This window comes from Micromonospora sp. NPDC005291, assembly GCF_040607415.1.
Taxonomy (GTDB): Bacteria; Actinomycetota; Actinomycetes; order Mycobacteriales; family Micromonosporaceae; genus Micromonospora.
On sequence record NZ_JBEXGR010000017.1, the window covers coordinates 131,399 to 154,311 of the forward strand.

20 protein-coding genes are annotated in these 22,913 nt (G+C 72.0%); 13 read left to right on the plus strand and 7 right to left on the minus strand.

The window, feature by feature from the left end:
* Nucleotides 1-2: 2 nt before the first annotated feature.
* The 4 genes from uvrB to ABZT18_RS22465 all read left to right on the plus strand — a co-directional run bounded on the left by uvrB (nt 3) and on the right by ABZT18_RS22465 (nt 4,660).
* On the plus strand, nt 3-2,111 hold the full coding sequence (uvrB, locus tag ABZT18_RS22450) for an excinuclease ABC subunit UvrB (RefSeq protein WP_354994747.1): 2,109 nt from the start codon (nt 3-5) through the stop codon (nt 2,109-2,111).
* A gap of 82 nt (nt 2,112-2,193) precedes the next feature.
* Entirely contained in the window at nt 2,194-3,105 is a 912-nt protein-coding gene (locus ABZT18_RS22455; RefSeq protein WP_354994746.1) for a helix-turn-helix domain-containing protein, read from the plus strand.
* 82 nt (nt 3,106-3,187) lie between these two features.
* Nucleotides 3,188-3,556 (plus strand): VOC family protein, encoded by a 369-nt coding sequence (locus ABZT18_RS22460; protein ID WP_354994745.1) that lies wholly within the window; start codon nt 3,188-3,190, stop codon nt 3,554-3,556.
* A gap of 246 nt (nt 3,557-3,802) precedes the next feature.
* Nucleotides 3,803-4,660: a helix-turn-helix transcriptional regulator gene (locus ABZT18_RS22465; RefSeq protein ID WP_354994744.1), complete on the plus strand. Its 858-nt coding sequence runs from the start codon at nt 3,803-3,805 to the stop codon at nt 4,658-4,660.
* 131 nt (nt 4,661-4,791) lie between these two features.
* Here the strand turns inward: ABZT18_RS22465 and ABZT18_RS22470 are convergent, their stop codons facing one another.
* Nucleotides 4,792-5,085 (minus strand): antibiotic biosynthesis monooxygenase family protein, encoded by a 294-nt coding sequence (locus tag ABZT18_RS22470; RefSeq protein ID WP_354994743.1) that lies wholly within the window; start codon nt 5,083-5,085, stop codon nt 4,792-4,794.
* Nucleotides 5,086-5,166: 81 nt separating this feature from the next.
* On the opposite strand from ABZT18_RS22470, the gene pnuC reads away from it, so the two are divergent.
* The 3 genes from pnuC (at nt 5,167) to ABZT18_RS22485 (ending at nt 8,269) form a co-directional block, all read left to right on the plus strand.
* A complete protein-coding gene (gene pnuC / locus ABZT18_RS22475; RefSeq protein WP_354994742.1) occupies nt 5,167-5,823 on the plus strand; it encodes a nicotinamide riboside transporter PnuC in 657 nt (218 codons plus the stop codon).
* A gap of 74 nt (nt 5,824-5,897) precedes the next feature.
* Nucleotides 5,898-6,944 carry an AAA family ATPase gene (locus ABZT18_RS22480; protein WP_355252429.1) on the plus strand — a complete coding sequence of 349 codons (1,047 nt, stop codon included), beginning with the start codon at nt 5,898-5,900 and terminating at the stop codon, nt 6,942-6,944.
* A 326-nt stretch (nt 6,945-7,270) separates the two neighbouring features.
* A complete protein-coding gene (locus ABZT18_RS22485) occupies nt 7,271-8,269 on the plus strand; it encodes a TerC family protein (RefSeq protein ID WP_354994740.1) in 999 nt (332 codons plus the stop codon).
* Nucleotides 8,270-8,308: 39 nt separating this feature from the next.
* Here ABZT18_RS22485 and ABZT18_RS22490 read toward each other — a convergent pair whose 3' ends face one another.
* Both ABZT18_RS22490 and ABZT18_RS22495 read right to left on the minus strand, forming a co-directional pair.
* The gene (locus tag ABZT18_RS22490) at nt 8,309-9,232 is read right to left on the minus strand and encodes an NlpC/P60 family protein (RefSeq protein ID WP_355252432.1); all 924 of its coding nucleotides are present in this window, start codon (nt 9,230-9,232) and stop codon (nt 8,309-8,311) included.
* A gap of 58 nt (nt 9,233-9,290) precedes the next feature.
* Nucleotides 9,291-10,388, minus strand: coding sequence for a dipeptide epimerase (locus ABZT18_RS22495; protein ID WP_354994738.1), 1,098 nt, complete (start codon nt 10,386-10,388; stop codon nt 9,291-9,293).
* 44 nt (nt 10,389-10,432) lie between these two features.
* Between ABZT18_RS22495 and ABZT18_RS22500 the strand changes: the two genes are divergently transcribed.
* Complete coding sequence (locus tag ABZT18_RS22500; RefSeq protein ID WP_354994737.1) at nt 10,433-11,230, plus strand: tyrosine-protein phosphatase; 798 nt, start codon at nt 10,433-10,435, stop codon at nt 11,228-11,230.
* Here ABZT18_RS22500 and ABZT18_RS22505 read toward each other — a convergent pair.
* The 3 genes from ABZT18_RS22505 to typA all read right to left on the minus strand — a co-directional run bounded on the left by ABZT18_RS22505 (nt 11,199) and on the right by typA (nt 14,807).
* The gene (locus tag ABZT18_RS22505; protein WP_354994736.1) at nt 11,199-11,900 is read right to left on the minus strand and encodes a lysoplasmalogenase; all 702 of its coding nucleotides are present in this window, start codon (nt 11,898-11,900) and stop codon (nt 11,199-11,201) included. The genes ABZT18_RS22500 and ABZT18_RS22505 overlap by 32 nt on opposite strands.
* 54 nt (nt 11,901-11,954) lie before the next feature.
* Entirely contained in the window at nt 11,955-12,815 is an 861-nt protein-coding gene (locus ABZT18_RS22510; RefSeq protein ID WP_355252435.1) for a serine hydrolase, read from the minus strand.
* A gap of 123 nt (nt 12,816-12,938) precedes the next feature.
* Nucleotides 12,939-14,807: a translational GTPase TypA gene (typA, locus tag ABZT18_RS22515; protein ID WP_354994734.1), complete on the minus strand. Its 1,869-nt coding sequence runs from the start codon at nt 14,805-14,807 to the stop codon at nt 12,939-12,941.
* A gap of 133 nt (nt 14,808-14,940) precedes the next feature.
* Here typA and ABZT18_RS22520 point away from each other — a divergent pair, with 133 nt between their 5' ends.
* The gene (locus ABZT18_RS22520; RefSeq protein WP_354994733.1) at nt 14,941-16,359 is read left to right on the plus strand and encodes a DedA family protein; all 1,419 of its coding nucleotides are present in this window, start codon (nt 14,941-14,943) and stop codon (nt 16,357-16,359) included.
* A 34-nt stretch (nt 16,360-16,393) separates the two neighbouring features.
* Nucleotides 16,394-17,269 (plus strand): transglycosylase SLT domain-containing protein, encoded by an 876-nt coding sequence (locus ABZT18_RS22525; RefSeq protein ID WP_354994732.1) that lies wholly within the window; start codon nt 16,394-16,396, stop codon nt 17,267-17,269.
* A gap of 61 nt (nt 17,270-17,330) precedes the next feature.
* On the opposite strand, the gene ABZT18_RS22530 is transcribed toward ABZT18_RS22525, so the two are convergent.
* Nucleotides 17,331-19,460, minus strand: coding sequence for an efflux RND transporter permease subunit (locus ABZT18_RS22530; RefSeq protein ID WP_354994731.1), 2,130 nt, complete (start codon nt 19,458-19,460; stop codon nt 17,331-17,333).
* A gap of 125 nt (nt 19,461-19,585) precedes the next feature.
* On the opposite strand from ABZT18_RS22530, the gene ABZT18_RS22535 reads away from it, so the two are divergent.
* The 3 genes from ABZT18_RS22535 (at nt 19,586) to ABZT18_RS22545 (ending at nt 22,815) form a co-directional block, all read left to right on the plus strand.
* A complete protein-coding gene (locus ABZT18_RS22535; protein ID WP_354994969.1) occupies nt 19,586-20,101 on the plus strand; it encodes a MarR family transcriptional regulator in 516 nt (171 codons plus the stop codon).
* A gap of 3 nt (nt 20,102-20,104) precedes the next feature.
* The gene (locus ABZT18_RS22540; RefSeq protein WP_354994730.1) at nt 20,105-21,787 is read left to right on the plus strand and encodes a CocE/NonD family hydrolase; all 1,683 of its coding nucleotides are present in this window, start codon (nt 20,105-20,107) and stop codon (nt 21,785-21,787) included.
* Nucleotides 21,788-21,945: 158 nt separating this feature from the next.
* Nucleotides 21,946-22,815: a hypothetical protein gene (locus ABZT18_RS22545; protein WP_354994729.1), complete on the plus strand. Its 870-nt coding sequence runs from the start codon at nt 21,946-21,948 to the stop codon at nt 22,813-22,815.
* Nucleotides 22,816-22,913 lie beyond the last annotated feature (98 nt).

Below are 22,913 nucleotides of genomic sequence, written 5' to 3' on the forward strand. Positions count from 1 at the left end.
TCATGGCGCTCGACATTCCTCGGCTCGACGGCCGCTTCCAGGTCGTCAGTGACTTTCAGCCGGCCGGCGACCAGCCGGCCGCCATCGACGATCTGGAGCGTCGGGTTCGGCGCGGCGACCGCAACACCGTGCTGCTCGGCGCGACCGGCACCGGCAAGAGCGCCACCACCGCGTGGCTGATCGAGCGGCTGCAGCGCCCGACCCTGGTGCTCGCCCCGAACAAGACGCTCTGCGCGCAGTTGGCCAAGGAATTCAGCGAGCTGATGCCGGACATCGCCGTCGAATACTTCGTCTCGTACTACGACTATTACCAGCCCGAGGCGTACATTCCGCAGACCGACACCTACATCGAGAAGGACTCCTCGATCAACGAGGAGGTCGAGCGGCTGCGGCACTCGGCCACGATGTCGCTGCTCACCCGCCGCGACGTGGTCGTGGTGGCCACCGTGTCGGCGATCTACGGCCTGGGCACCCCCGAGGAATACCTCGACCGGGCGATCCGGGTCGGCGTCGGCCAGGAGGTCGACCGCGACCAGTTGCTGCGGCGGCTGGTCGACATCCGCTACACCCGCAACGACATGGCCTTCCAGCGGGGCACCTTCCGGGTCCGCGGCGACACCCTGGAGATCATCCCGGCGTACGAGGAGCTGGCGGTCCGCATCGAGCTGTTCGGTGACGAGGTGGAGAAGCTCTACTACCTCAACCCGTTGACCGGTGACGTGGTCCGCGAGGTCGACCAGCTGGTGATCTTCCCGGCCACGCACTACGCGGCCGGTCCGGAGCGGATGGAGCGGGCGATCCGTGACATCGAGGCGGAGCTGGCCGAGCGGCTCGCCGAGCTGGAGCGGCAGGGCAAGCTGCTGGAGGCGCAGCGGCTGCGGATGCGCACCACCTACGACATCGAGATGATGCGGCAGGTGGGCTTCTGCTCCGGCATCGAGAACTACTCGATGCACATGGACGGGCGGCTGCCCGGCAGCCCGCCGCACTGCCTGCTCGACTACTTCCCCGACGACTTCCTCACCGTGGTCGACGAGTCGCACGTGACGATCCCGCAGATCGGCGGCATGTACGAGGGCGACGCGTCCCGCAAGCGGATGTTGATCGACCACGGTTTCCGGCTGCCCAGCGCGGCCGACAACCGGCCGTTGCGCTTCGACGAGTTCCTGGAGCGGGTCGGCCAGATGGTCTTCCTCTCCGCGACCCCCGGTCCGTGGGAGATGGGCCAGGCCCAGGGCGAGTTCGTCGAGCAGGTCATCCGCCCTACCGGCCTGATCGACCCCGAGGTCGTGATCAAGCCGACCAAGGGTCAGATCGACGACCTGATGCACGAGATCAAGCTGCGTACCGAGCGGGACGAGCGGGTGCTGGTCACCACCCTGACCAAGAAGATGGCCGAGGACCTGTCCGACTACCTCCTGGAGAACGGCATCCGGGTGCGCTACCTGCACTCGGAGGTCGACACGCTGCGCCGGGTGGAGCTGCTGAGCGAGCTGCGCAAGGGCGACTACGACGTGCTGGTCGGCATCAACCTGCTCCGCGAAGGTCTGGACCTGCCCGAGGTGTCGCTGGTGGCGATCCTCGACGCTGACAAGGAGGGCTTCCTGCGCAGCGGCAGGTCGCTGATCCAGACCATCGGGCGGGCCGCCCGTAACGTCTCCGGTCAGGTGCACATGTACGCCGACAAGATCACCCCCTCGATGGCGAACGCCATCGACGAGACCGATCGGCGCCGGGCCAAGCAGATCGCGCACAACGAGGCGCACGGGATCAGCCCGGAGCCGCTGCGTAAGAAGATCCACGACATCCTGGACGACATCTACCGCGAGGCGGAGGACACCGAGAACTCCCGGGTCGGTGGTGCGGTGCGTCAGCTCTCCCGGGGCAAGGCGCCGGTCAAGGAGACCCGCAGCCGGAGCCGGGCCTCCGCCACCACCACCTCGCGAGAGGGGATGGCCCGCGCCGACCTTGCCCAGCTCATTCAGGAGCTCAACGACCAGATGCTGGCCGCGGCCCGCGAGCTGCAGTTCGAGTTGGCTGCCCGGATCCGCGACGAGGTCTCCGACCTGAAGAAGGAGCTGCGCGGCATGGACGCCGCCGGCGTGAAGTGACGACTACCCGGTCGGCCACGACCAGTGCTCCGCTGGGGTGCGGTCGGCCGGGGCGCACGAAGGGCGGGCGGGGTTGACGGCGGTGGCACCGGTCGACGAGATGGTCCTCGGGCTGCCCGACGTCCGCCTCCGTCCGTTCGTCGACCGGTACGTCGGCTACCGGGAACGGGCGGACACACCGCTGGTCCGCCGGGAGTCGGCGGGCGTCTTCGTGGTGCTGATCCTGGGTTGGGGCGCGCCGCTGGACGTGACCGACCCGCGCAGCGCGGAGCGCGGCGTCCAGAGGGTCGACTCGTTCGTGGCCGGCACCTTCGACGGCTGGTGCACCACCCGCACGGTGGGTGTGGGGGAGGGCGTCGAGTTGCTGCTCGCGCCACTGACCGCTCGCCGACTCCTCGGCCTGCCGCTGAGCGAGCTGACCAACCGGGCCGTCGGGGTCGGGCAGTTCCCGGGCCGTTGGCTGGATCGGCTGCGCGTCCGGCTCGCCGAGGCGGCGGGCTGGCCGGAGCGGTTCGCTCTGCTCGACAGGATGCTCGCCGCTCGGCTGGCGGCGTCCCCGCCGGTGGACGCCCGGCTCGACTGGGCGTGGCGGTGGCTCGTCGCCAGCGGTGGGCAGGGGAGTGTCGGTGTGCTCGCCGACGAGCTGGGCTGGAGTCGGCGGCACCTCGCGTCCCGGTTCCGGCAGGAGGTCGGGCTGCCGCCCAAGATGGCCGCCCGGTTGTTGCGCTTCCAGCACGCGTGCGCGGTGCTGACCGACGTCGGCGCGATCACCGGACCGAGCGCCATGGGCGGGCCGGGTGCCGGGCCGCCGGCCGGGTCTGGGCAGTCCGAGGCCGGTGGGGGCTCGGCCAGCGCGGGACGGATCGTCGACTGGGCCGCGGTGGCGGCTCGATGCGGCTACTACGACCAGTCTCACCTGATCCGGGACTTCCACCAGTTCGCGGGGGCCACCCCGGCCGCGCTGCTGGCCACCCGGTCGACAATGGCCGGCTGACGCCACCACGCAGCCGAGGGGCGACCTGCCGAGGTCACATTCGTCCAATCCGGATCCGGGCCGCCGGCGGCAGAATCGGGTCATGCGAACCGTCTACCCGATCCTCCGTTACTCCGATCCCCGCTCCGCGATCGACTGGCTCTGCTCCGCCTTCGGCTTCCAGGTGCACGAGGTGCACGAGGCGCCGGACGGCACGGTCGCGCACGCCGAACTCGTCCTCGACACCGGCATGATCATGCTGGGTGGCCGGGCCGACGCGACGCCTCGGCCGGCCGACGACGGCTGGTCCGTGTACGTGGCGGTGCCGGACGTCGACGCCCACTGCGCCCAGGCCCGCGCGGCTGGCGCCGAGATCACACGCGAGCCGTTCGACACCGACTACGGGTCCCGTGACTACGCCGCCCGCGACCTGGCCGGCACCGTCTGGGCCTTCGGCACCTACCGCCCCTGACCGAGCCGCGCCGGCACCGGACTGAGGCCGTGCCGGCCACGGGAGTCACGCCGTGCCGGCGACGGGACTCACGCCGTGCCGGCCACGGGACTGAGGCCGCGCCGGCACCCGCCGCCGACGTGCGGAAACAGCAGGTGCGGGCCGGTCCGGTCGGGCGACAGCGTGGATTGACCTGATTGCGGTGCGCGAGCAAGCTATTGCACTGGGTGATCGTCCTGCGTACTCTCCCTCGGTGGGGAGGCCGGGATGCCGCTGCCAACAAGTCCTGTCATTCGACGTGCACGTCTCGGCGCGGAGTTGCGCCAGCTACGCCGGCGCGAGGCGCTGACCCTGGAACAGGTCTGCGACCGGCTGGGCTGGGCCTCGACGTCGAAGCTGTCCCGCATCGAGCTGGGCCAGAGCCGCCCGGACCTCGCCGATGTGCTGGATCTGCTGGACATCTACAAGGTGCCGACACCGGCCCGCGACGCGCTGATCGTGATCGCCCGGGACGCGGCGACCAGCCGAGGCTGGTGGAAGACGCTGGGCGACATGAGCGAGCGGCAACGCACCTACGCCGAGTTGGAGGCGGGTGCCGCGGACATCGTCGAATACCAGCCGGCGGTCGTGCCGGGGCTGCTCCAGACACCCGCGTACGCCCGGTTGCTGGTCGCGGCCGGCGCCCAGCTCACACCGGAGGTCGATGTGGAGGCCGAGGTGCGCGCCCGGGCGCTGCGGCAGGAGGTGCTGCGCCGGGCGTACCCGCCGCGTTACACGGCGGTGCTCGCCGAGGCGGTCTGCGACCCGGGTGACCTGCCGGTAGCGGTCTGGCGTGAGCAGCTGCGACACCTGGTCGCCGTGACCGGGCTGTCCCATGTCACGGTGCGGCTGCTGCCACGTGGGGTGGCCGGCGGCGGGCTGCACCCGCTCACGCCGTACTCCTGTTATGCCTTTCCCGACCCGGCGGACCCGCGGACGGTGATGATCGAGGCGTTGACCACCGACGTCCGGTTGGCCACCGTGCTCGACGTCGACCGCTACGAGCGGATGACCGAGGCGCTGCTCGCGGCCGCGCTGTCACCGGAGGAGACGGTCACCGTGCTGGCCCGCCGCGTCGGCGAGTGAGGGCCGCGCCGGCCCGATGACGCCCAGGGTGGCGCGCCGCGCGGCCACCGGGCCCGGCGCCCCCGAGCCCGTCGGGACCGGCGGCCGGCGCGTGCGCAGGGCACGATAACCGCGGGGTACGACAGCTCCACTCAGGCCGGTACGTCGAGGAAGTGCTCGACCACGGGCGGCCCGGCGAAGTGCGGCCCGATCAATGCCCGCCACTGCTCGAACCGCTCGGTGGCTCGGAAGTTCTCCTCGTGCGCCTCGACCGAGTCCCATTCGACCAGCAGCACGAAGCGGGTCGGAGACTCGATCCCCCGGGTCATCCGCACGGACCGGCAGCCGGGCGTCCCGGCGAGCACCGGGTGACCCTCGGCGTACGCGGCGGCGAACGCGTCCTCGTGTCCGGGTAGTACGTCGATCAGCGCGACCTCAAGCACCATGTCGAAAGCCTCCCACGGAGGGCGGGGCTCACGGTCTCGCGGGGTCTGTTCCGGCGTCGGCGGTGCCCCTAGGGTGGCATCGTGATCATTGATTGGCTCACCGGCACCGCGTTCCGGGTGGCCGGTACGGGCACCACCTGGGCCGAGCTGCTGGGGTTCGCGACCGGTGTGCTCAACGTGTGGCTGGTGGCCCGGCAGAAGATCGCCAACTGGCCGATCGGCATCGCCAACGTGCTGCTGCTCATGCTGCTGTTCTGGACCGCCGGGCTGTATGCCGACGCGGGGCTCCAGGTCGTCTACGTCGCGCTCGGCTGCTATGGCTGGTGGCACTGGCTGTTCGGTGGCGAACGACGGAGTCGACTCACGGTGAGCCGGACCGGGCGACGGGAGTGGCTGGCGCTGGCCGTCGTCGGGGTGCTGCTCACCGGTGCGCTGTGGGCCCTGCTGGACCGGGCCACCGACTCGACCGTGCCGCTGCCGGATGCGCTGACCACGGTGCTGTCCCTGCTGGCCACGTACGGGCAGACCCGCAAGCGGGTCGAGAGCTGGTGGCTCTGGATCGCCGCCGACCTGATCTACATCCCGTTGTACGCGTACAAGGGGCTGCACCTGACCGCCGTCCTCTATCTGGTCTTCCTCGCCCTGTGCGTGCTCGGACTGCGCGCCTGGCGGGCCGACCTGCGTCGGGTCGACCGGCCGACGCCCGTCCCGCCCGGCCCGGCCCCGGTCACCGCGTGAGCGCCGGGGCGCCGGGCCGTGCGCCGACATCGGGCCAGCCAACGCGGGCGGTTGCCCCTGACTTCGGGCATGGGATGGTGGTGGGGAAGTTCTACCCGCCACACGCTGGGCACCACGCGCTGATCGAGGCCGCTGCCGCTCGCTGCGCCACGGTCACCGTCGTCGTGGCGCCCTCGCCCCGGGAGTCCGTCTCGCTCACGCTGCGGCTGGACTGGCTGCGGGAGGTGCACGCGGACACGCCCTGGGTCCGCTTCGTCGGCCGGTACGACGACCACCCGGTGGACTACGCCGACCCGGCCGTCTGGGATGCGCACTGCGCGGTGTTCCGCGAGGCGGTCGGGCCGGGGCAGGTGGACGCGGTCTTCTCCTCCGAGGCGTACGGCGCTGAGCTGGCTCGCCGCTTCGACGCCGTACCCGTGTCGGTGGATCCGGATCGGCGGACCGTGCCGGTGTCCGGCACGGCCGTCCGCGCGGACCCGGCGGGTCACTGGCGGTGGCTGAGCCCGCCGGTGCGCGCCTGGTTCGTCCGGCGGGTGGTGGTGGTCGGCGCCGAATCGACCGGCACCACCACGATGGCCGAGGCGCTCGCGGCGCACTACGGCACGCCGTGGGTGCCGGAGTACGGCCGGGAGTTGACCGCCCGCAAGCTGGCCCGGTTGCGGGAACGGTTACCGGAGGCGACCGTCTTCGACGTCACCTGGGACCGGGACGACTTCCGCGCCGTGGTCCGCGAGCAGCAGGTGGCCGAGGACGCGGCGGCTCGGATGAGCGGGCCCCTGCTGGTCTGCGACACCGACGCGCGGGCGACCGCGGTGTGGGAGGAGCGCTACCTCGGCAGTGCGTCGCCGGAGGTACGGGCGGCGGCCCGCCGGCCGGCGTTGTATCTGCTGACCGACCACCGGGACGTGCCCTTCAGTGATGACGGGCTGCGCGACGGCGAGCACCTGCGGGGTTGGATGACCGAGCGGTTCCGCACCGAACTGGCCGGGTGCGGGGTGCCGGTGGTGGAGCTGGCCGGGTCGCACGCCGAGCGGTTGGCCCGAGCCGTGCGGGCGTGTGACGCCCTGCTCGCCGCAGGCTGGTCGCTGGCCGACCCGATCGCCGCACCCAACTCGCACTAGTCTCCTAGGACGGCACAGTGGGTGTGACGCGCGCGATATTCCCCGCCGACGAGTGGCCGGCCCCACCGGCCGCCCCGGGTGTGATCACGGGGCGTGGTGGGCAACAATGGTCACCGAGGAGGGGAGTATTCCCCCGCAACGGAGTCGTCAGCACGGTCGATCGCCGGAACCACGGCGGCCCGACCCGGCCCCGTAGGTCGTCGTCCGTTCACGGGCGGCGGCGGAAGAGACCTCCGACAGTCACCAGAGTGAGCGACAGCGGCACGCCAGCCCTTTCGGGGGCGTACGGTGTGCCCGACGCCGCGTGTCTGCCGGAGGAATGAACGTTGGACGTGTCCGGATTGGTGTGGGCGGGGACGCTTGTCGCACTGACTGCGGTCCTGCTCGTCGACCTGTTGATCATCGGTCGGCGCCCGCACGAGCCGAGTGTGCGGGAGTCGAGCCTCTGGGTCGGCTTCTACGTCGGTCTGGCCCTGCTCTTCGGGGCCGGTGTCTGGTTGAGCGCGGGCGCCAGCGCGGCCGGGCAGTTCTACACCGGCTGGCTCACCGAGTACAGCCTCTCGGTGGACAATCTCTTCGTCTTCGTGATCATCATGGCTCGCTTCGGCGTGCCCCGGCAGTACCAGCAGAAGGTGCTGCTCGTCGGCATCGTGCTGGCACTGGTGATGCGCGGCGGGTTCATCGCCGCCGGTGCGGCGCTGATCTCGCAGTTCTCCTGGGTCTTCTACATCTTCGGCGCGTTCCTCATCTACACCGCGGTCAACCTGGCCCGGCAGGGTGAGCCGGACGAGGACGAGTTCTCCGAGAACCTGCTGATCCGGTGGAGCCGCAAGGCGCTGCCGATCTCCAAGGACTACGACGGCGCGAAGCTCACCACCCACGTGTCCGGCAAGCGGCTCTTCACCCCGATGCTGATCGTGATGATCGCGATCGGCACCACCGACCTGATCTTCGCTCTGGACTCGATCCCGGCGATCTTCGGCATCACCCAGGAGCCGTACCTGGTCTTCACCGCGAACGTCTTCGCGCTGATGGGCCTTCGTCAGCTCTACTTCCTGCTCGGTGGCCTGCTCAACCGGTTGATCTACCTGAGCTACGGCCTGGCCGTCGTGCTCGGCTTCATCGGGGTGAAGTTGGTGCTGGAGGCGTTGGCCGACAACAACCTGCCGTTCATCAACGGTGGCGAGCACGTCGGCTGGGCCCCGCACATCCCGATCTGGCTGTCGCTGCTGATCATCATCGGCACCCTGGGCATCGCCACCGCGGCCAGCCTGGTCAAGTCCTCCCGGGACCGGCGCCGCGAGTTGACCGACGCCCGACGCTGACCCGCGTCGCCGGCCGGGTGCGGAAACGCGCCCGGCCGGTCAGACCCGGTGCGCGCCCACGAGCGTGGCGTTCCGCTCGGCCGACAGCGGCTCCTCGATGACCCGCTGCCGGTAGCAGGCGTGCAGCATCCGCCGCCGGCCGCCGTCGCCGGGCGTGGCGGTGACGATGCCGATGTGGTGGATCTTGCGGCCGGGTCGGGCGAAGAAGTAGAGGTCACCAGGGCGTTCCGCCCCCAGCGCCAGCGGGGTGGTGGCCACAGCCTGATCGTCGGCGTCGCGGGGTAGCAGCACCCCGAACCGCCGCCAGGCCAGGTGCACCAGCCCCGAGCAGTCGATGCCGTGCGCGGAAAGACCGCCCCAGATGTAGACCACGTCCAGCATCCGTTGCGCCACCGCGAGTGCCTGCTCGGCGATCGGCGCCGCGGCCGACGCCGCGACGAGGTGACCGTCGGGCAGCCAGAGCGGCGCGGCCTGACCGGGGACGTGCACCGGCCGCCAACCGTCGCGCGCGGGGCCTGCCGGGACGAGGCGGGTGCCGACGACCACGCCGGGCAGCACCACCGGCCCGTCCGGCGCGGCGTGCAGCCCGGTGACCGTGGCGTCGACCACCAGCGGGTCGTCGGTGTCGGTGTCGGTGACCGGGGCGACGGAGGTCAGTTGGTCGGTGGGGAGCCAGCCCGGGTAGCCCCGCGGGTCCAGCTTGGCGGCCGGCTGCTCGACGGCGACGACCCGGGCCCAGCCGTCCGGGCGCAGCTCGCTGACGAGGACCCGCTCGCCGAGCAGGAGCTGGCTCAGCACGCAGTCGCCCACCCGTTGGTCGGTGTCCAGGCCGGAGACCCAGGTCGGGATGTCGGCGCCAGCGGTCAGCGCAGGGCGGTCGACCGGGCGCACCGCCTCGGGGGAGGCCCACAGCGTCGCCACCGCGACCCGGACAACGGCCTCACGGCCCGGTTGCAGCTCCACGTCAACCCCCAGATCGTGTCGGCTGTTGAGGGGACCTTATGAAAAAAACCAACGATCATCAACTACGCGTCTGCACCTTTGCTTCAGTGAGACCGGAGATGCCCAGGCCGGGGGCATCCGGCAGCACCACGGTCGCCCCGTCGTAGCGTATCCCGCCCTGCACCGGCGACCAGGCCAGCCACCAGGCGGCGTCCAGGTCGGAGACGGCGGTGGTGCCGTACGCGGCGACCAGGCTCGCCGCCGCCCCGATGCCCACCTGACTCTCCATCATCGAGCCGACCACCGTGCCGAGCCCATGGGCGGTGGCCAGATCGAGGAGGGTACGCGCCGGATGCAGCCCGCCACACTTGGCCAGCTTGACGTTGACCAGGTCGGCAGCCCGACGGCGGATCACCTCCACCAGGTCACGGACCCCGAAGACCGCCTCGTCGGCCAGGATCGGCACGGACACCCGGTCGCTGACCCAGGCCAACCCGTCCAGGTCCCAGCGGGCCACCGGCTGCTCGACCAGCTCCACGTCGAGCCCGGCGTCCTCGATGCCACGGATCACCCGGACCGCCTCCCGGGGCGTCCAGCCCTGGTTGGCGTCGAGCCGGATCCGGATCCCCGGGCCGACGGCCGCGCGGACGGCCCGCACCCGGTCCAGGTCGCCGGTCGCGTCGGTGCCGACCTTCACCTTGAGAACGCCGAAGCCATCGGCCTGCCGCTGCCGTCCGGCAGCCGCCAGGTCCACCGCGTCGCCCGCCGCCAGCGTGACGTCCGTCGGCACCCGCAGCGTGGTCCCCCCGAGCAACCGCACCAGGGGTACGCCCAGCCGTCGGGCGGCGAGGTCGTGCAGGGCCACGTCCACCGCCGCCTTCGCGGCCTCATTGCCGACCACGGCACGCTGCACCTCGGCGCAACGGGCCACCAGGTCGTCCGGGTCACGGCCGATCAGCTGTGGGCCGAGCAGTTCGCGTACGCACGCCTGCGCGCCGCCGACTGACGCGCCGGTGACCTGCCAGACCTGGGGCGCCTCGCCGAAGCCGGACCTGCCGTCCGTGTCGACCAGTTCGACGACCAGGGTGTCCACTGTGGTGGTCCGGCGTAGTGCGGTGACGAACGGGGTGTGTAAGGGTGCGGAAACCCGGTGGGTGCGTACCGCCGAGATCGTCATGTGGGGCACCCTATACGCAGGCGCACGGTGGGAGGGGAGACCGGATGACCGGGCAGGGCTGGGAGCTGGTGGGCGCACCGAACGCGCGTGACCTGGGTGGGCTCGTCGGTGCGGACGGGCGGCGGGTCCGCGTCGGGCAGCTGATCCGCACCCCGGCGTTGGGCCGGCTCACCGACGAGGACCTGCCGGTGCTCGCGAAGCTGGGGCCGGCCTGCGTGCTCGACCTGCGCGACGGCTCGGAGATCGCGGTCGCCCCGGCGGACCGGCTCGCCGGTGAGCCACGGGTGGTGCACCTTCCGGTGCACGACCCGGAGCACCCGGTCTTCACGTACGTCGCCGCGGTGCTGCTCGGCCACGACCTGGACGCGTACGCGGAGCTGGCCCGGCAGGGCACGGCGGGGGCGATGGCGGCGATCTACCGGTGGTTCATCACCGGAGAGTCGGCGCGGGTCGGTTTCGCCGAGGCGGTGCGGCTGGCCGCCCAGCCGGAGAACCTGCCGCTGGTCTACCACTGCTCCGCCGGCAAGGACCGCACCGGTTGGCTCACCGTCATCCTGTTGACCGCGCTCGGGGTGGACGAGGCCGCGATCCGCGCCGACTACCTGCGCAACAACGCGTTGACCGACAGCCTGCGCGCGGTGATCATCGAGGCGATGCGGCGGCGGCAGCCCGACCTCGACGTCAACGCGGTGCTGCCCGTGCTGGAGGTCCGCGCCGAGTACCTCGACGCCGGTTACGACGAGGTACGCCGGGTGCACGGCTCGTTCGACGGCTACCTGCGCGACGGGCTGGGGCTCACCGACGAGAACCTCACCGGGCTACGGGCGCGGTTGCTGGAATGACCGGCGCGCCGGGCGGCGTTGCGGCGCGGGCGGCCCGGCCGATGACGATCAGCGCCTGGCCGGCCGCGTAACTCGCCATGACCAGCACCGGCGCGCCGGGTGGCTGGGCCACCCCGGCTACCCCGGCGGCGATCAACAGGTCGGAGCCGAGGAACAGCGCGGCGCCGACACCGACCCGCCAGCCCTGGGTGGCGGCGGTGCTGGCCATCGCGGCCAGCGCGACCGCGTACCCGGCCACCGGAACGGCCAGCCCGGCGTCGGTCAGCCCCGCCCACATCCAGCTCAGCGCGATGACGGTCAGCACCGCGTACCCCAGCGGGACCGCGACCAGCGGCGCACGACGCAGCGCGGTCGCGGCGCCGTGCCGGGTGAACGCCGCGAGGTAGCACAGGTGCGCGGCGAGGAAGCAGACCATGCCGGCTATGAACCAGCCGGTGCCGTCGCCCAGCAGCGCTACGTCGCCGCCGGTGGAGAAGGCCAGCGCGGCGAGCACCAGCCGGTCCGGACGGGCGCCGCGCTCGGCGGTGGCCCGCCAGAGGTACGCGGCGAGCAGCGGCATCAGCAGCGGCTTGGTGAGCACCTCGGCCACGCCGCCGCCGGTGGCGTTGGCCAGCAGGTTCGCCGCCGTCACGACGAGGAAGGCGGCCAGAAGGGTACGACTGCGGGGCATTGGCGACTCCGGGGTGGGGGTGCGAGCAGCGTAGCCGGAGTCGGTGGTGCGGGGTCAGAGCTGGTGGCGTGCGGCCCAGACCTGCGCCGAGATGTTCGCGATCAGCCGGCAGGCGTCGTCCTCGGCCTCGTCGCCGCTCGGGCCGCCGTCGGCCAGGTCGGTGGTGGTGCAGACAGCGATCAGGTACGGCGGGGCGTCGTCAGGCAGGACCACCCCGGCGCCGTGCCGGACACCGCGCACCCAACCGTTCTTGTGCGCGATCCGGGTGCCCTCGGGCAGGCCGGCGGCCAGGTCCTCGCGGTGCTCCTGAGCGAGCAGGACGTCCAGCATGGCTCCGCAGGCGGCCGGCGAGGCGATTCGGCCGGGGGTGGTGGCCCCGGTGGCCAGTGCGCCGAGCAGGGCGGCCAGGTCGGCGGCCGTGACCATGTTGGTGATGCCGGCCTCGCGGGCGGCGAAGTCCTCGATGCCCCGGCCCGTGACGCTGTGCCGGGCGCCGGCCAGCGCCCACGCCTCGGCCACCGCGGGCAGCCCGACGTGCCCGATGACCAGGTTGGTGGCCAGGTTGCTGGACCGCACGATCATTCGGTTGGCGAGCCAGCGCAGCGGCGCGGTGCCACCCACCCGGTCCCAGACCGCGTCGTCGTTGTCGTAGTGCTGGGCGCAGGAGAACCGGGGTGCGCCGGGCTGGGCGGAGGCGAATTCGTTGACCACCGGGACCGGGGCGTCCAGCTCCAGCGTGCCGGCCTCGGCCGCGCGGTGCAGCGCGACGAGCACCGCCACCTTCATGGTGCTGGCGGCGTAGTGGGCGGCGCCGGCGTGGCGGGTCCAGGTCGGCGGCGCGTCGAGCCGGCCCACGTACGCCGAGACGGTGCCGGGCACCGTGGCCAGGTGGGCGTCGAGATCATCCCAGGTCATGCCGGTGACCGTAGCCGATCACGGGCGGGCGCCGACCGGGTAGGGTCGCGTACCCCCGCCGGAAAGCCGACGGGCGCGCCGGCCGCAAGCGGCCGACGCGCCCGGTGCCGGGTGCTGGTGAGATCAGCCGGTGTGCTTACGGCGGGCCGCCGCCCGACCACGCAGCTGCTGGTCGAGCACCACCTTGCGGATCCGGACGTTGGTCGGGGTGACCTCGACGCACTCGTCCTCGCGGCAGAACTCCAATGCCTGCTCCAGCGACAGCTTGCGCGGCGGGATCAGCTTCTCGGTCTCGTCGGAGCTCGACGCCCGCATGTTGGTGAGCTTCTTCTCCTTGGTGATGTTGACGTCCATGTCGTCGGAACGGGAGTTCTCCCCGACGATCATGCCCTCATACACCTCGGTGGTCGGATCGACGAAGAGCTGACCGCGCTCCTGCAGGTTGATCATGGCGAAGGCGGTGACCGCGCCGGAGCGGTCGGCGACCAGCGAACCGTTGTTGCGGGTCCGCAGCTCGCCGAACCACGGCTCGTAGGACTCGAAGACGTGGTGCAGGATGCCGGTGCCCCGGGTGTCGGTGAGGAACTCGGTGCGGAAGCCGATCAGGCCGCGCGCCGGAACCAGCCACTCCATCCGGATCCAGCCGGTGCCGTGGTTGACCAACTGCTCCATCCGGCCCTTGCGGGTGGCCAGCAGCTGGGTGATCGCGCCCAGGTACTCCTCGGGCGCGTCGATGGTCAGCCGCTCGACCGGCTCGCAGGTCTTGCCGTCGATCTCCCGGGTGACCACCTGCGGCTTGCCGACGGTCAGCTCGTAGTTCTCCCGGCGCATCTGCTCGACGAGGATGGCCAGCGCCAGCTCACCTCGGCCCTGCACCTCCCAGGCGTCCGGCCGCTCGGTGGGGAGCACCCGCAGCGAGACGTTGCCGATCAGCTCCTTGTCGAGCCGGTCCTTGACCATCCGGGCGGTGACCTTGGAGCCCTTGACCCGGCCGACCAGCGGCGAGGTGTTGGTGCCGATGGTCATCGAGATGGCCGGCTCGTCGACGGTGATCAGCGGCAGCGCCACCGGGTTCTCCGCGTCGGCCAGCGTCTCACCGATCATGATCTCGGGGATGCCGGCGACCGCGATGATGTCGCCCGGGCCGGCCGACTCGGCCGGCTTGCGCTCCAGGCCCTCGGTCATCAGCATCTCGGAGATGCGGACCCGCTGGGTGCTGCCGTCGGTGCGGCACCAGGCCACCGTCTGGCCCTTGTTGATCGTGCCCTGGCGGACCCGGCACAGCGCCAACCGGCCGAGGAACGGCGAGGCGTCGAGGTTGGTGACGTGCGCCTGCAGCGGAGCGCCGTCCTCGTACGCGGGCGGCGGGATGGTGCCCAGCAGGGTGCGGAACAGCGGCTCCAACGAGGTGCTGTCGTCCGGCACCGAGCCGTCGGCGGGCTGGGTCAGCGAGGCGATGCCGTCGCGGGCGCAGGCGTAGACGATCGGGAAGTCGATCTGCTCCTCGTCGGCGTCCAGGTCGAGGAAGAGCTCGTAGGTGTCGTCCACGACCTCCTTGATCCGGGCGTCGGGGCGGTCCACCTTGTTGATCACGAGAATGATCGGGAGGCGCGCCCGCAGTGCCTTGCGCAGCACGAAGCGGGTCTGCGGCAGCGGGCCCTCGCTCGCGTCGACGAGCAGCACCACGCCGTCGACCATGGTCAGGCCGCGCTCCACCTCGCCACCGAAGTCGGCGTGGCCGGGAGTGTCGATGATGTTGATGGTGACCGGGTCGGAGCCATCCGCCGGCAGGTAGTGCACGCCGGTGTTCTTGGCCAGGATGGTGATGCCCTTCTCCCGTTCCAGGTCCCCGGAGTCCATCACCCGCTCGGTCGTCTCACCCCGGGCGCCGTACGCGCCGGCCTGCCGCAACATGGCGTCGACCAGGGTGGTCTTACCGTGGTCGACGTGAGCGATGATGGCGACGTTGCGGAGGTCGGTGCGAAGCTGCATACCCTCTATCCTTCCGCCTGCGCACGCGCAGGCTGCGTCGGGGTCACCCCCAGGTGCCCCTGATCTCTGGTGAAACTGCTGTCCGGGTCGTTCCCCCGGCTGGCATGCTGACTCCCGTGTCCCGGGGGCCTGAGTGCACGACCTGCTGACCTTGGTGCAGGGTCTGCCCACCCTGTGGATCTACCTGGTCGCCGCGCTGATCGTGGCGGGCGAGACCGCGGTGATCTTCGGCCTGCTGGTGCCGGGTGAGGCTACCCTGCTGCTCGTCGGCTTCCTCACCTACAACGGTACCTTGCGGCTGGGCCCGGCGTTGCTTGCGATGATCGTCGCCGCGGTCGTGGGTGACGGGCTGGCGTTCCGCGCCGGACGGCGGTACGGCCCACGGCTGCGTGCCGGGCTGGGTCACCGGGTCGGGCCCGAGCGGTGGGGCCGGGCCGACGCCATGCTGGCCCGGCTCGGTGGGCGGGGCGTGTTCGCCGCCCGTTGGGTGGCCTTCGCCCGCACCCTGGTTCCCCGGCTGGCCGGTGCGTCCGGAATGCCGTACCGACGGTTCGCACCGTGGAACCTGGCCGGGGTGGTGACCTGGGTTGGCGGCTCCGTGCTGCTCGGTCACCTCGCCGGTGAGTCGTACCACACGGTCTCCCGGCTCCTCGGCCGGGCCACCGGCGCGGCGCTGGTGCTGCTCGCCGGCCTGTTGGGTGTGGTGCTCGCCGGCCGGTGGTTGGGCCGCAACCCCGACCCGGCACGCGCGCTGGTGTCCCGGGCGGGCGCGTTGCCCCCGGTGCGCTGGCTCACAGCCCGCTACGGGGTGCTGTTCTTCCTGGTGGCCATGCGGATCGGGCCGGCCTGGACGCTGCTGCTCAATCTGGCTGCCGGGCTCCTGCTGCTCTTCGCCGCCGGGCTCGCCATCGCCGGTCTGCTCGCGGTGGCGGTACGCAACAGTGGGCTCGCCGCGTTGGATGGTGCGATCGCGGGTTGGTTCGCCGCCCGACGCACCCCGGACGCCGCAGACGCCACGATGGTCCTGGTGTCGGTGGTACGCGGGTCGGTGTTGATCGTGTTGGTGGCGCTGGTGGCCGCGGTGCTGGCGTGGCGCAACCGACCCTGGCGGGCGGACCTGCTCAGCGTGGTCGGCACGGTGGGTGCGTTCGTGCCGCTGGTGGTGCTGGCCGTGGTGGCCGAGCTGACCGGGCCGCACGGGACCACCCCGGGCGGCGGCGAGACGGCCCCCCTTTCGACCCAGAACGCCGTGGTCGCGGCGAGCTTCTGCACCCTGGCCTGGCTGGTGTCGCGCAGTGCCCACTGGCCGGTGGCGGTGGCCGCCTGGACGGCCGCCGCCGCAGGGGTGCTCGGCATCGGCGGCGCGCGGCTCTACCTGGGACTGGACACGGCGAGCGGGACCGCCGCGGCGGTGCTGCTCGGGGTGCTCTGGACGGTCGTGTTCATGGTCGCCTGGGCCACCCGGGACCGGGCGGTGGGGGATCGGGAGCAGCCGGCGGACCAGGCCCGGCCGCCGTCGCAGGGGCACCGTCGCCCGGTCGAACCTTGCTAGGGTGCGGCGACGGTCACACGGGGGAGGCACCGGCATGGTTCGACGGACGGCTCGACTCGGCGCCGCGGTGCTCGCCGGGCTCCTGCTCGCGAGCGCGCTGGCCGGCTGCGCCGGCAAGGGGGAGAGCCCACAGGACCTGGCGGCGCCGGTCGCGGTCGCCGATACGCCGACGGACGCACCCTCCGATGAGGTCACCGAAGAGCCGAGCCCGTCGGTGAGCGCCGTGGCGTCGATGGGTGCCGCGCCGAGCCGCAGCGCGTCCCCGACCCCGAAGCCGACGAAGAAGCCGACCCGCGCGGCGCCGAAACCGCGCGCGGTGGCGAAACCGCCCACCGAGACCAAGGTCCCCCCGGCCCCACCGAAGCCGGGGCCGAGCTCCTGCAAGCCGAGTTACAAGGGCACCCAGGCGACCCGGGCCGAGGTGAAGGCGGCGCTGACCGACGCGGCCGGTCGCACCTACTGGCCGACCTCCGCACCGGACATCAAGATCCCGCTCAACCTGCTCAAGGCCACCGCGTGGCAGGAGAGCGGCTGGCAGTCCAACATCTACGCCTGCGACAGCGGCGTCGGGCTGTTGCAGGTGATGCCGGCTACCGCGACCTGGATGAACCAGCGGTTCGAGAAGAGCTACAAGATCGACGCCTACCGGGACAACGCCTACCTCGGCGCCACCTACCTGGCCTGGGCGACCAAGTACATCGGCGACATGTACTTCGACTCCGACTTCCGTCTCGACCCGGCCCTGTGCACCGCCGAGCTGAATTCCTGCCTGCTCAACGCGGTCATCGCCGCCTACAACTTCGGGCACGGTGCGGTGGCGCAGGAGGGGAAACCGCTGGTCATCCCCAACCCGTCGTACGTGCGAAACGTGCGGGCACTGATGACCGAGTGCGTCTGCCTGGACTACTGACCCGACGCCGACGGGGCCGTGGCGGATTCGCCACGGCCCCGTCGCATGCGCGGTGATTCGGTCAGTCGCGAGCGGCGACCAGCTCCCGCGACGCCGGGGTGTCCTCCACACGGTCGCGGGTGATTCGGCCGGGCCACCAGAAACGGTCGCCGAGCATGAATGCCAGCGCCGGCACCAGCACCGTGCGGACCAGCAGGGTGTCCAGCAGGACGCCGATGCAGACGATGATGCCGATCTGGGTCAACGTGATCAGCGGCAGCACGCCGAGCACGGCGAAGACCGCGGCGAGCAGCACTCCGGCGCTCGTGATGACGCCACCGGTGACCCGCAGCGCGGACAGCATCCCGTCCCGGGTGCCCACCTTGCGGGCGTCCTCCCGGGCCCGGGTGACCAGGAAGATGTTGTAGTCCACGCCGAGCGCCACCAGGAACACGAAGGCGAGCAGCAGCACGCCGCTGTCCAGGGCCGGGAAGCCCAGCACGTGGTCGAAGAGCAGCCAGGCCGCACCGAGACTGGCGAAGAACGACGCGATCACGGTGAGCACCAACAGCACCGGCGCGAGCAGCCCACGCAGCAGCAGCACCAGGACGGCGCCGACCAGCAGCAGGATGATCGGCAGGATCAGCCGCAGGTCGCGGTCGTTGGCCTCGTCGGAGTCGTACGTGGCGGCCACGGATCCGCCGACGAGCGCCCCGGACGGCGCGTCGGCGCCGGCGGCGGCCGGAGGTGCGGAGTCGGGTACGGCGGCGACCGCCGCACGCAGCGCCTCGATGGCGCGGTCCGAGGCGGTGGTGCCGGGTTCGGCGTCCAACACCACGTCGACCTGGGCGACGGTGTCGCTGGCGTCGCCGGGGCGCGCCGAGGCGACGCCGGGGACGCTGGTGGCTACGTCGGTGACCGCCCGCACCGCCGTCGGGGTGGTGATCACGGCTACCGGCTGGGTGCTGCCTGCGGGGAACGCCCCGGCCAGGGTCTGCGCGCCGACCACCGCCTCGGGCTCGGCCCGGAACTGCTCGGTCTCGGACAGGCCCGTGCGGATGCCGAGCCCGCCCAGCGCGAGGCCGCCGAGCAGCATGGTGGCCAGCACCGCGACCACCACCGGGCGGCGCTCCACGGCCGTGCCGAGCCGGCCCCAGAGCCGGCCCTCGCGGACCGGGCCACCGACGCGGGGAACGAACGGCCAGAACAGGCCGCGACCGAAGAGCACCAGCACGGCGGGAAGCACGAACAGCGCGGAGAGCATGGCGAAGACCACACCGGTGGCGCAGGCCACCGCCAGTGCCCTGTTCGTCTCCTGCTCACTGAGCAGCAGGGTGAGGACGCCGAGCACCACGGTTCCGCCGCTGGCCAGGATGGGCTCGGCGGTGCGGCGTAGCGCGGCCCGCATCGCGGCGAACCGGTTCTCCTCGCGCCTCAGCTCCTCCCGATAGCGGGCGATGAGCAGCAGGGCGTAGTCGGTGGCGGCACCGAAGACCAGCACACTGGCGATGCCGGTGACCTGGCCCTGCTGGAGGTTGATGCCGAAGGCCGGCACGATCGTGTCCACCGCGCGCAGGGTGATCTGCTCGGTCGCCGCGACGACCACGAGCGGCACGACCCACAGGAACGGGCTGCGGTACGTGATCAGCAGCAGCAGCGCGACCACGGCGGCGGTCACCGCGAGCAGGGTGACGTCGGCGCCGTCGAAGACCGAGGACAGATCGGCGGTGAACGCGGGAGAGCCGGTGACCTCGGCGGTCAGCCCGTCGGGCAGGTCCGCCGCCAGAGCGGCGCGCAGCTCAGTGACCGTCTCGACGACCTCGTCCTGGCCACCGGCGGTGCTGAGCGGCACGGCGACCAGCGCCACCGTGCCGTCCGGGGAGATCTGCGGGGGGCTGACCTGCCCGCCCACCGCGAAGCGGCCCAGCTCGTTGGAGCGCGTGGCCACCGCGGCCCGGTCGTCCTCGCTCAGCGCGGCGCTGTCACCCCGACTGACCACCACGATGGCGGGCTGGACCTCGTTGGACGGCAGTTGGTCCTGCAGGCGCTGCACCTGTGTCGACTGCCACTCCACCGACAGGCCGGTGGCCGAGACCGGTTGGGGGTTGTCCGGCTGGGGCATACCGAAGACGGCCGCGCCGACGACGATCGCGATGGCCACGGTGAGCCAGGCGGCCAACCGGCCGCGGGCGACCCTGGTGAAGAAAGACATCAGGTGACCTCAAGGTCCTTCGAAATTCGAGTATCTTGATTACCTACACTATCCACGACTGATCTATGCTGCAACTCCGAGGACCGACGAGGGGGGAGAACCGGCGCGAGGTGGCGACTCACGGCATGTACCGGCGGCGCGACACACGCCGCGAGCAGCTGGTCGCGGAGATCACCAACAACCTCCGGCGGTACTCGGCGGACGCCCAGCAGGTCGGCCACGCCTTCGCCAACCTGCACGGCCTCAACCCGACCGACCTGCAGGCGTTGATCGCGGTGATGGACGCCGAGCTTCTGGGTGCCCCGATCACTCCCGGCCGCCTCGGTGAGCGGCTCAACCTCTCCTCCGGCTCGGTCACCGCCCTGATCGACCGACTGGAGCGGGCCGGCCACATCCGCCGGGACCGGGACACCGTCGACCGACGCAAGGTGCTGCTGCACTACGCCGACCAGGGCGCCGCCCTGGCGATGGAGTTCTTCCGGCCGCTGGGCGCCCGTACCGACACGGTGATGGCCCGCTTCAGCGAGGACGAGCTGGAAGTGGTGCAACGGTTCATGGCGGAGATGAGCGAGTCTGTGCGGGCGCACCGTGACGAGGTGCGCGCCACCCGGCCCGAGCCGCTCCGCCGCCCGACGGGCTGACCGGTGCCGGCCCGCCTCGTCACCCGCCTCGCCGGCGCGGTGCTGCGGCTGCCACCGACCCGACCCGGCCCGGTGCGGGTCACCCGAGACATCCCGGTCCGGGCCCGCGACGGTGTGATGTTGCGCACCGATCACTACGCCCCGGGCGTTCGGGACGCGCCGACGGTGCTGATCCGCACTCCGTACGGGCGGGGCGGACCGCTGCGGCTGCTCGGCCGGCTGCTCGCCGCGCGGGGTCGGCACGCGGTGATCCAGTCGTGCCGGGGCACCGACGGCTCCGGCGGGACGTTCGCCCCGCTGGTGCACGAGCGCGACGACGGAATGGACACCCTGGACTGGCTGCGTCGCCAGCCCTGGTGGTCCGGGCAGCTCGGGATGTTCGGGGTCAGCTACCAGGGCTTCGCGCAGTGGGCGTTGGCCGCCGACGCCGACGAGGAGCTGCGCGCGATGGTCGCGGTGGTGACCGCCTCGGCCACCCGGGACTCGACGTACGCGGGGGAGTCCTTCGCCCTGGACACCGTGCTGACCTGGGCGGAGCTGCTGCACGCGCAGACCGTGCCGTGGCTGGCCCGGCAGTGGGAGCTCAAGCGGGGACAACCCCGGTTGGCCGCCGCGTTGGAGCACCTACCGCTGGAGGCCGCCGACCGGGTGGCCACCGGCGTGACGATTCCGTTCTTCCAGGAGTGGTTGCGCCACCACACCCCGGAGGCCGTGTACTGGCGGACCCGGGTCTTCGCCGACCAGGTGGCCCGGGTGCGGGCGCCGGTGGTCATGGTCACCGGTTGGCACGACATCTTCCTGCCCGCTCAGCTCGACGACCACGCCACCCTGCGTGCCGGCGGCGCGGAGCCGCGCCTGGTGATCGGCCCGTGGACGCACGGCAGCCCCGGCCTGTTCGTGGCCGCCCTGCGGGAGGGGTTGGCCTGGCTCGACGAGCACCTGGCGGCTGCGCCAGCGGCGGGCGGCCGGTCGCGCCATGACGCGTCCGCACCGGTCCGGCTGTACGTGGGTGGTCCCGCCGGTGGCTGGCGTGACCTGCCCGACTGGCCACCGCCGGCGGTCGAGACCGCCTGGCACCTGCATCCGGGTGGTGAGCTGGCGGTGCGCCCACCGGTCGCCTCGGCGCCGGACGAGTTCCGGTACGACCCGGCCGACCCCACCCCGTCGCTGGGTGGGCCGCTGCTCGTGGCCCAGCGGGCCGGCCCGGTGGACAACCGGCGGGTCGAGGCCCGCCCCGATGTGCTGACCTACACCAGCGCCCCGCTGACCGGGCCGGTCGAGGTGATCGGCCCGGTACGCGCGGAGATTCACGTCCGCACCGAGCTGCCGCACCTGGACGTCTTCGTCCGACTGTGCGACGTGGACCGCCGGGGTCGTTCGTGGAACGTGTGCGACGGTCTGGTCCGGGTCACGCCCGACCGCTTCCCGGCCGACCCGTCCGGGGTGCTGCGGGTCCCGGTGCCGCTCTGGCCGACCGCGTACCGGTTCGCCGTCGGGCACCGGCTGCGGGTGCAGGTCGCCGGTGGGGCCCATCCGCGCTGGGCACGCAACCCCGGCACCGGGGAACCCCTCGGTACGGCGGTGACGCTGCGTGCCGGTTGGCGGCAGGTTCTGCACGACCCGGCGTACCCCTCGGCGCTGTTGTTGCCGATCGTCCACTCTGGCTCGCCGCAACCTCCAATCTGAACTGACCCCCTCTGAGCTGGGCATTCTTCCAAAACGCGGGCTATCGTTGAGCCAACGCCCGGCGCCGTGCAGCAATAGGCCGGGCTCGCCCGAAGCCCCGCACCGCGTACGCGGTGTGACGTCGTGCCCGGTCCCCGCCCATCAGAGAGGGGGACCCCATGACCCGGGCCCCGGCTAACCTGTTGGCCGTCCGAAGCCTGCTTCTCACCTACCTCGACAACGCCCCCGGGCCCGACGATCTGGAGCCGGCGGAGGTCGGCATCGTCGGCGACCCGGCCCACCGGGGCGGCTACCACTGTGGATCGGACCGGGTGGTCGCCGGCGACTACTCGGTGGTGGAGTCACCCCGGGACCGTGCCGGCCTGACCCTCGACGCGGCGGCGCTGGACGTCGGCGGGTTCGAGGTCCGCTCCGGTGGACGAACACACACCATGGCCAGCTTCGCAGTCTGGTGTGTGGGGCAGTGCGCCGCGAACGCGGCCGACACCCGGGACATCCGCGAGATCATCTACAGCCCCGACGGCACCACGGTGAAGCGGTGGGACCGCCTCGGCAAGCGCAGCACCGGCGACAGTTCACACCGCTGGCACACCCACTTCAGCTTCTTTCGTGACGCCATCAAGGCGGGCCGCGACCAGCGGCCATTGTTCCGCCGCTACCTCACCACCATCGGCCTAATCGCCACACCACCGTTGACGGAGGAGACTGAGATGGAACTCACCGACAAGATCAAGCGCGACACCGGCCGCCCGCAGCGCACCGTCGACGACGTTCTGGCCGACCTGTCGAACCTGCGGAACTGGCTCGTGTCGGCGCCCGGCACACCCGGTGTGGTCGGTGCCCCGGCGCCAGGCTCGCCCATCGCGGTCATCGCCGCGGCGGCTGACCGGCCGGCCGGGGATCCGGACGAGCAGGCGATCATCGCCGGCGTGCTGGCCGGGCTGACGCCGGAGAAGATCGCCGCCGCGATCCCGCCCGCCATGGCCAAGCAGGTCGCCGACGAGTTGGCCCGCCGGCTCGTCGCCTGAGCGAGGGGCGGCCCGCCCCCACCGGGCCGCCCCTCCCAGCGTTTCCACTCCGCAACAACTGTTGGGCAATAGCCATTGCGCAACAGTTGTTGCGAATG

Excerpts from the sequence above, each read along its gene's own strand:
- uvrB (WP_354994747.1), top strand. The coding sequence starts at position 3 with ATGGCGCTCGACATTCCTCGGCTCGACGGCCGCTTCCAGGTCGTCAGT.
- ABZT18_RS22460 (WP_354994745.1), top strand. The coding sequence starts at position 3,188 with ATGCGAACCGTCTACCCGATCCTCCGTTACTCCGATCCCCGCTCCGCG.
- ABZT18_RS22465 (WP_354994744.1), top strand. The coding sequence starts at position 3,803 with ATGCCGCTGCCAACAAGTCCTGTCATTCGACGTGCACGTCTCGGCGCG.
- ABZT18_RS22470 (WP_354994743.1), bottom strand. The coding sequence starts at position 5,085 with ATGGTGCTTGAGGTCGCGCTGATCGACGTACTACCCGGACACGAGGAC.
- ABZT18_RS22480 (WP_355252429.1), top strand. The coding sequence starts at position 5,898 with ATGGTGGTGGGGAAGTTCTACCCGCCACACGCTGGGCACCACGCGCTG.
- ABZT18_RS22495 (WP_354994738.1), bottom strand. The coding sequence starts at position 10,388 with ATGACGATCTCGGCGGTACGCACCCACCGGGTTTCCGCACCCTTACAC.
- ABZT18_RS22500 (WP_354994737.1), top strand. The coding sequence starts at position 10,433 with ATGACCGGGCAGGGCTGGGAGCTGGTGGGCGCACCGAACGCGCGTGAC.
- ABZT18_RS22505 (WP_354994736.1), bottom strand. The coding sequence starts at position 11,900 with ATGCCCCGCAGTCGTACCCTTCTGGCCGCCTTCCTCGTCGTGACGGCG.
- ABZT18_RS22510 (WP_355252435.1), bottom strand. The coding sequence starts at position 12,815 with ATGACCTGGGATGATCTCGACGCCCACCTGGCCACGGTGCCCGGCACC.
- typA (WP_354994734.1), bottom strand. The coding sequence starts at position 14,807 with ATGCAGCTTCGCACCGACCTCCGCAACGTCGCCATCATCGCTCACGTC.
- ABZT18_RS22525 (WP_354994732.1), top strand. The coding sequence starts at position 16,394 with ATGGTTCGACGGACGGCTCGACTCGGCGCCGCGGTGCTCGCCGGGCTC.
- ABZT18_RS22530 (WP_354994731.1), bottom strand. The coding sequence starts at position 19,460 with ATGTCTTTCTTCACCAGGGTCGCCCGCGGCCGGTTGGCCGCCTGGCTC.
- ABZT18_RS22535 (WP_354994969.1), top strand. The coding sequence starts at position 19,586 with ATGTACCGGCGGCGCGACACACGCCGCGAGCAGCTGGTCGCGGAGATC.
- ABZT18_RS22545 (WP_354994729.1), top strand. The coding sequence starts at position 21,946 with ATGACCCGGGCCCCGGCTAACCTGTTGGCCGTCCGAAGCCTGCTTCTC.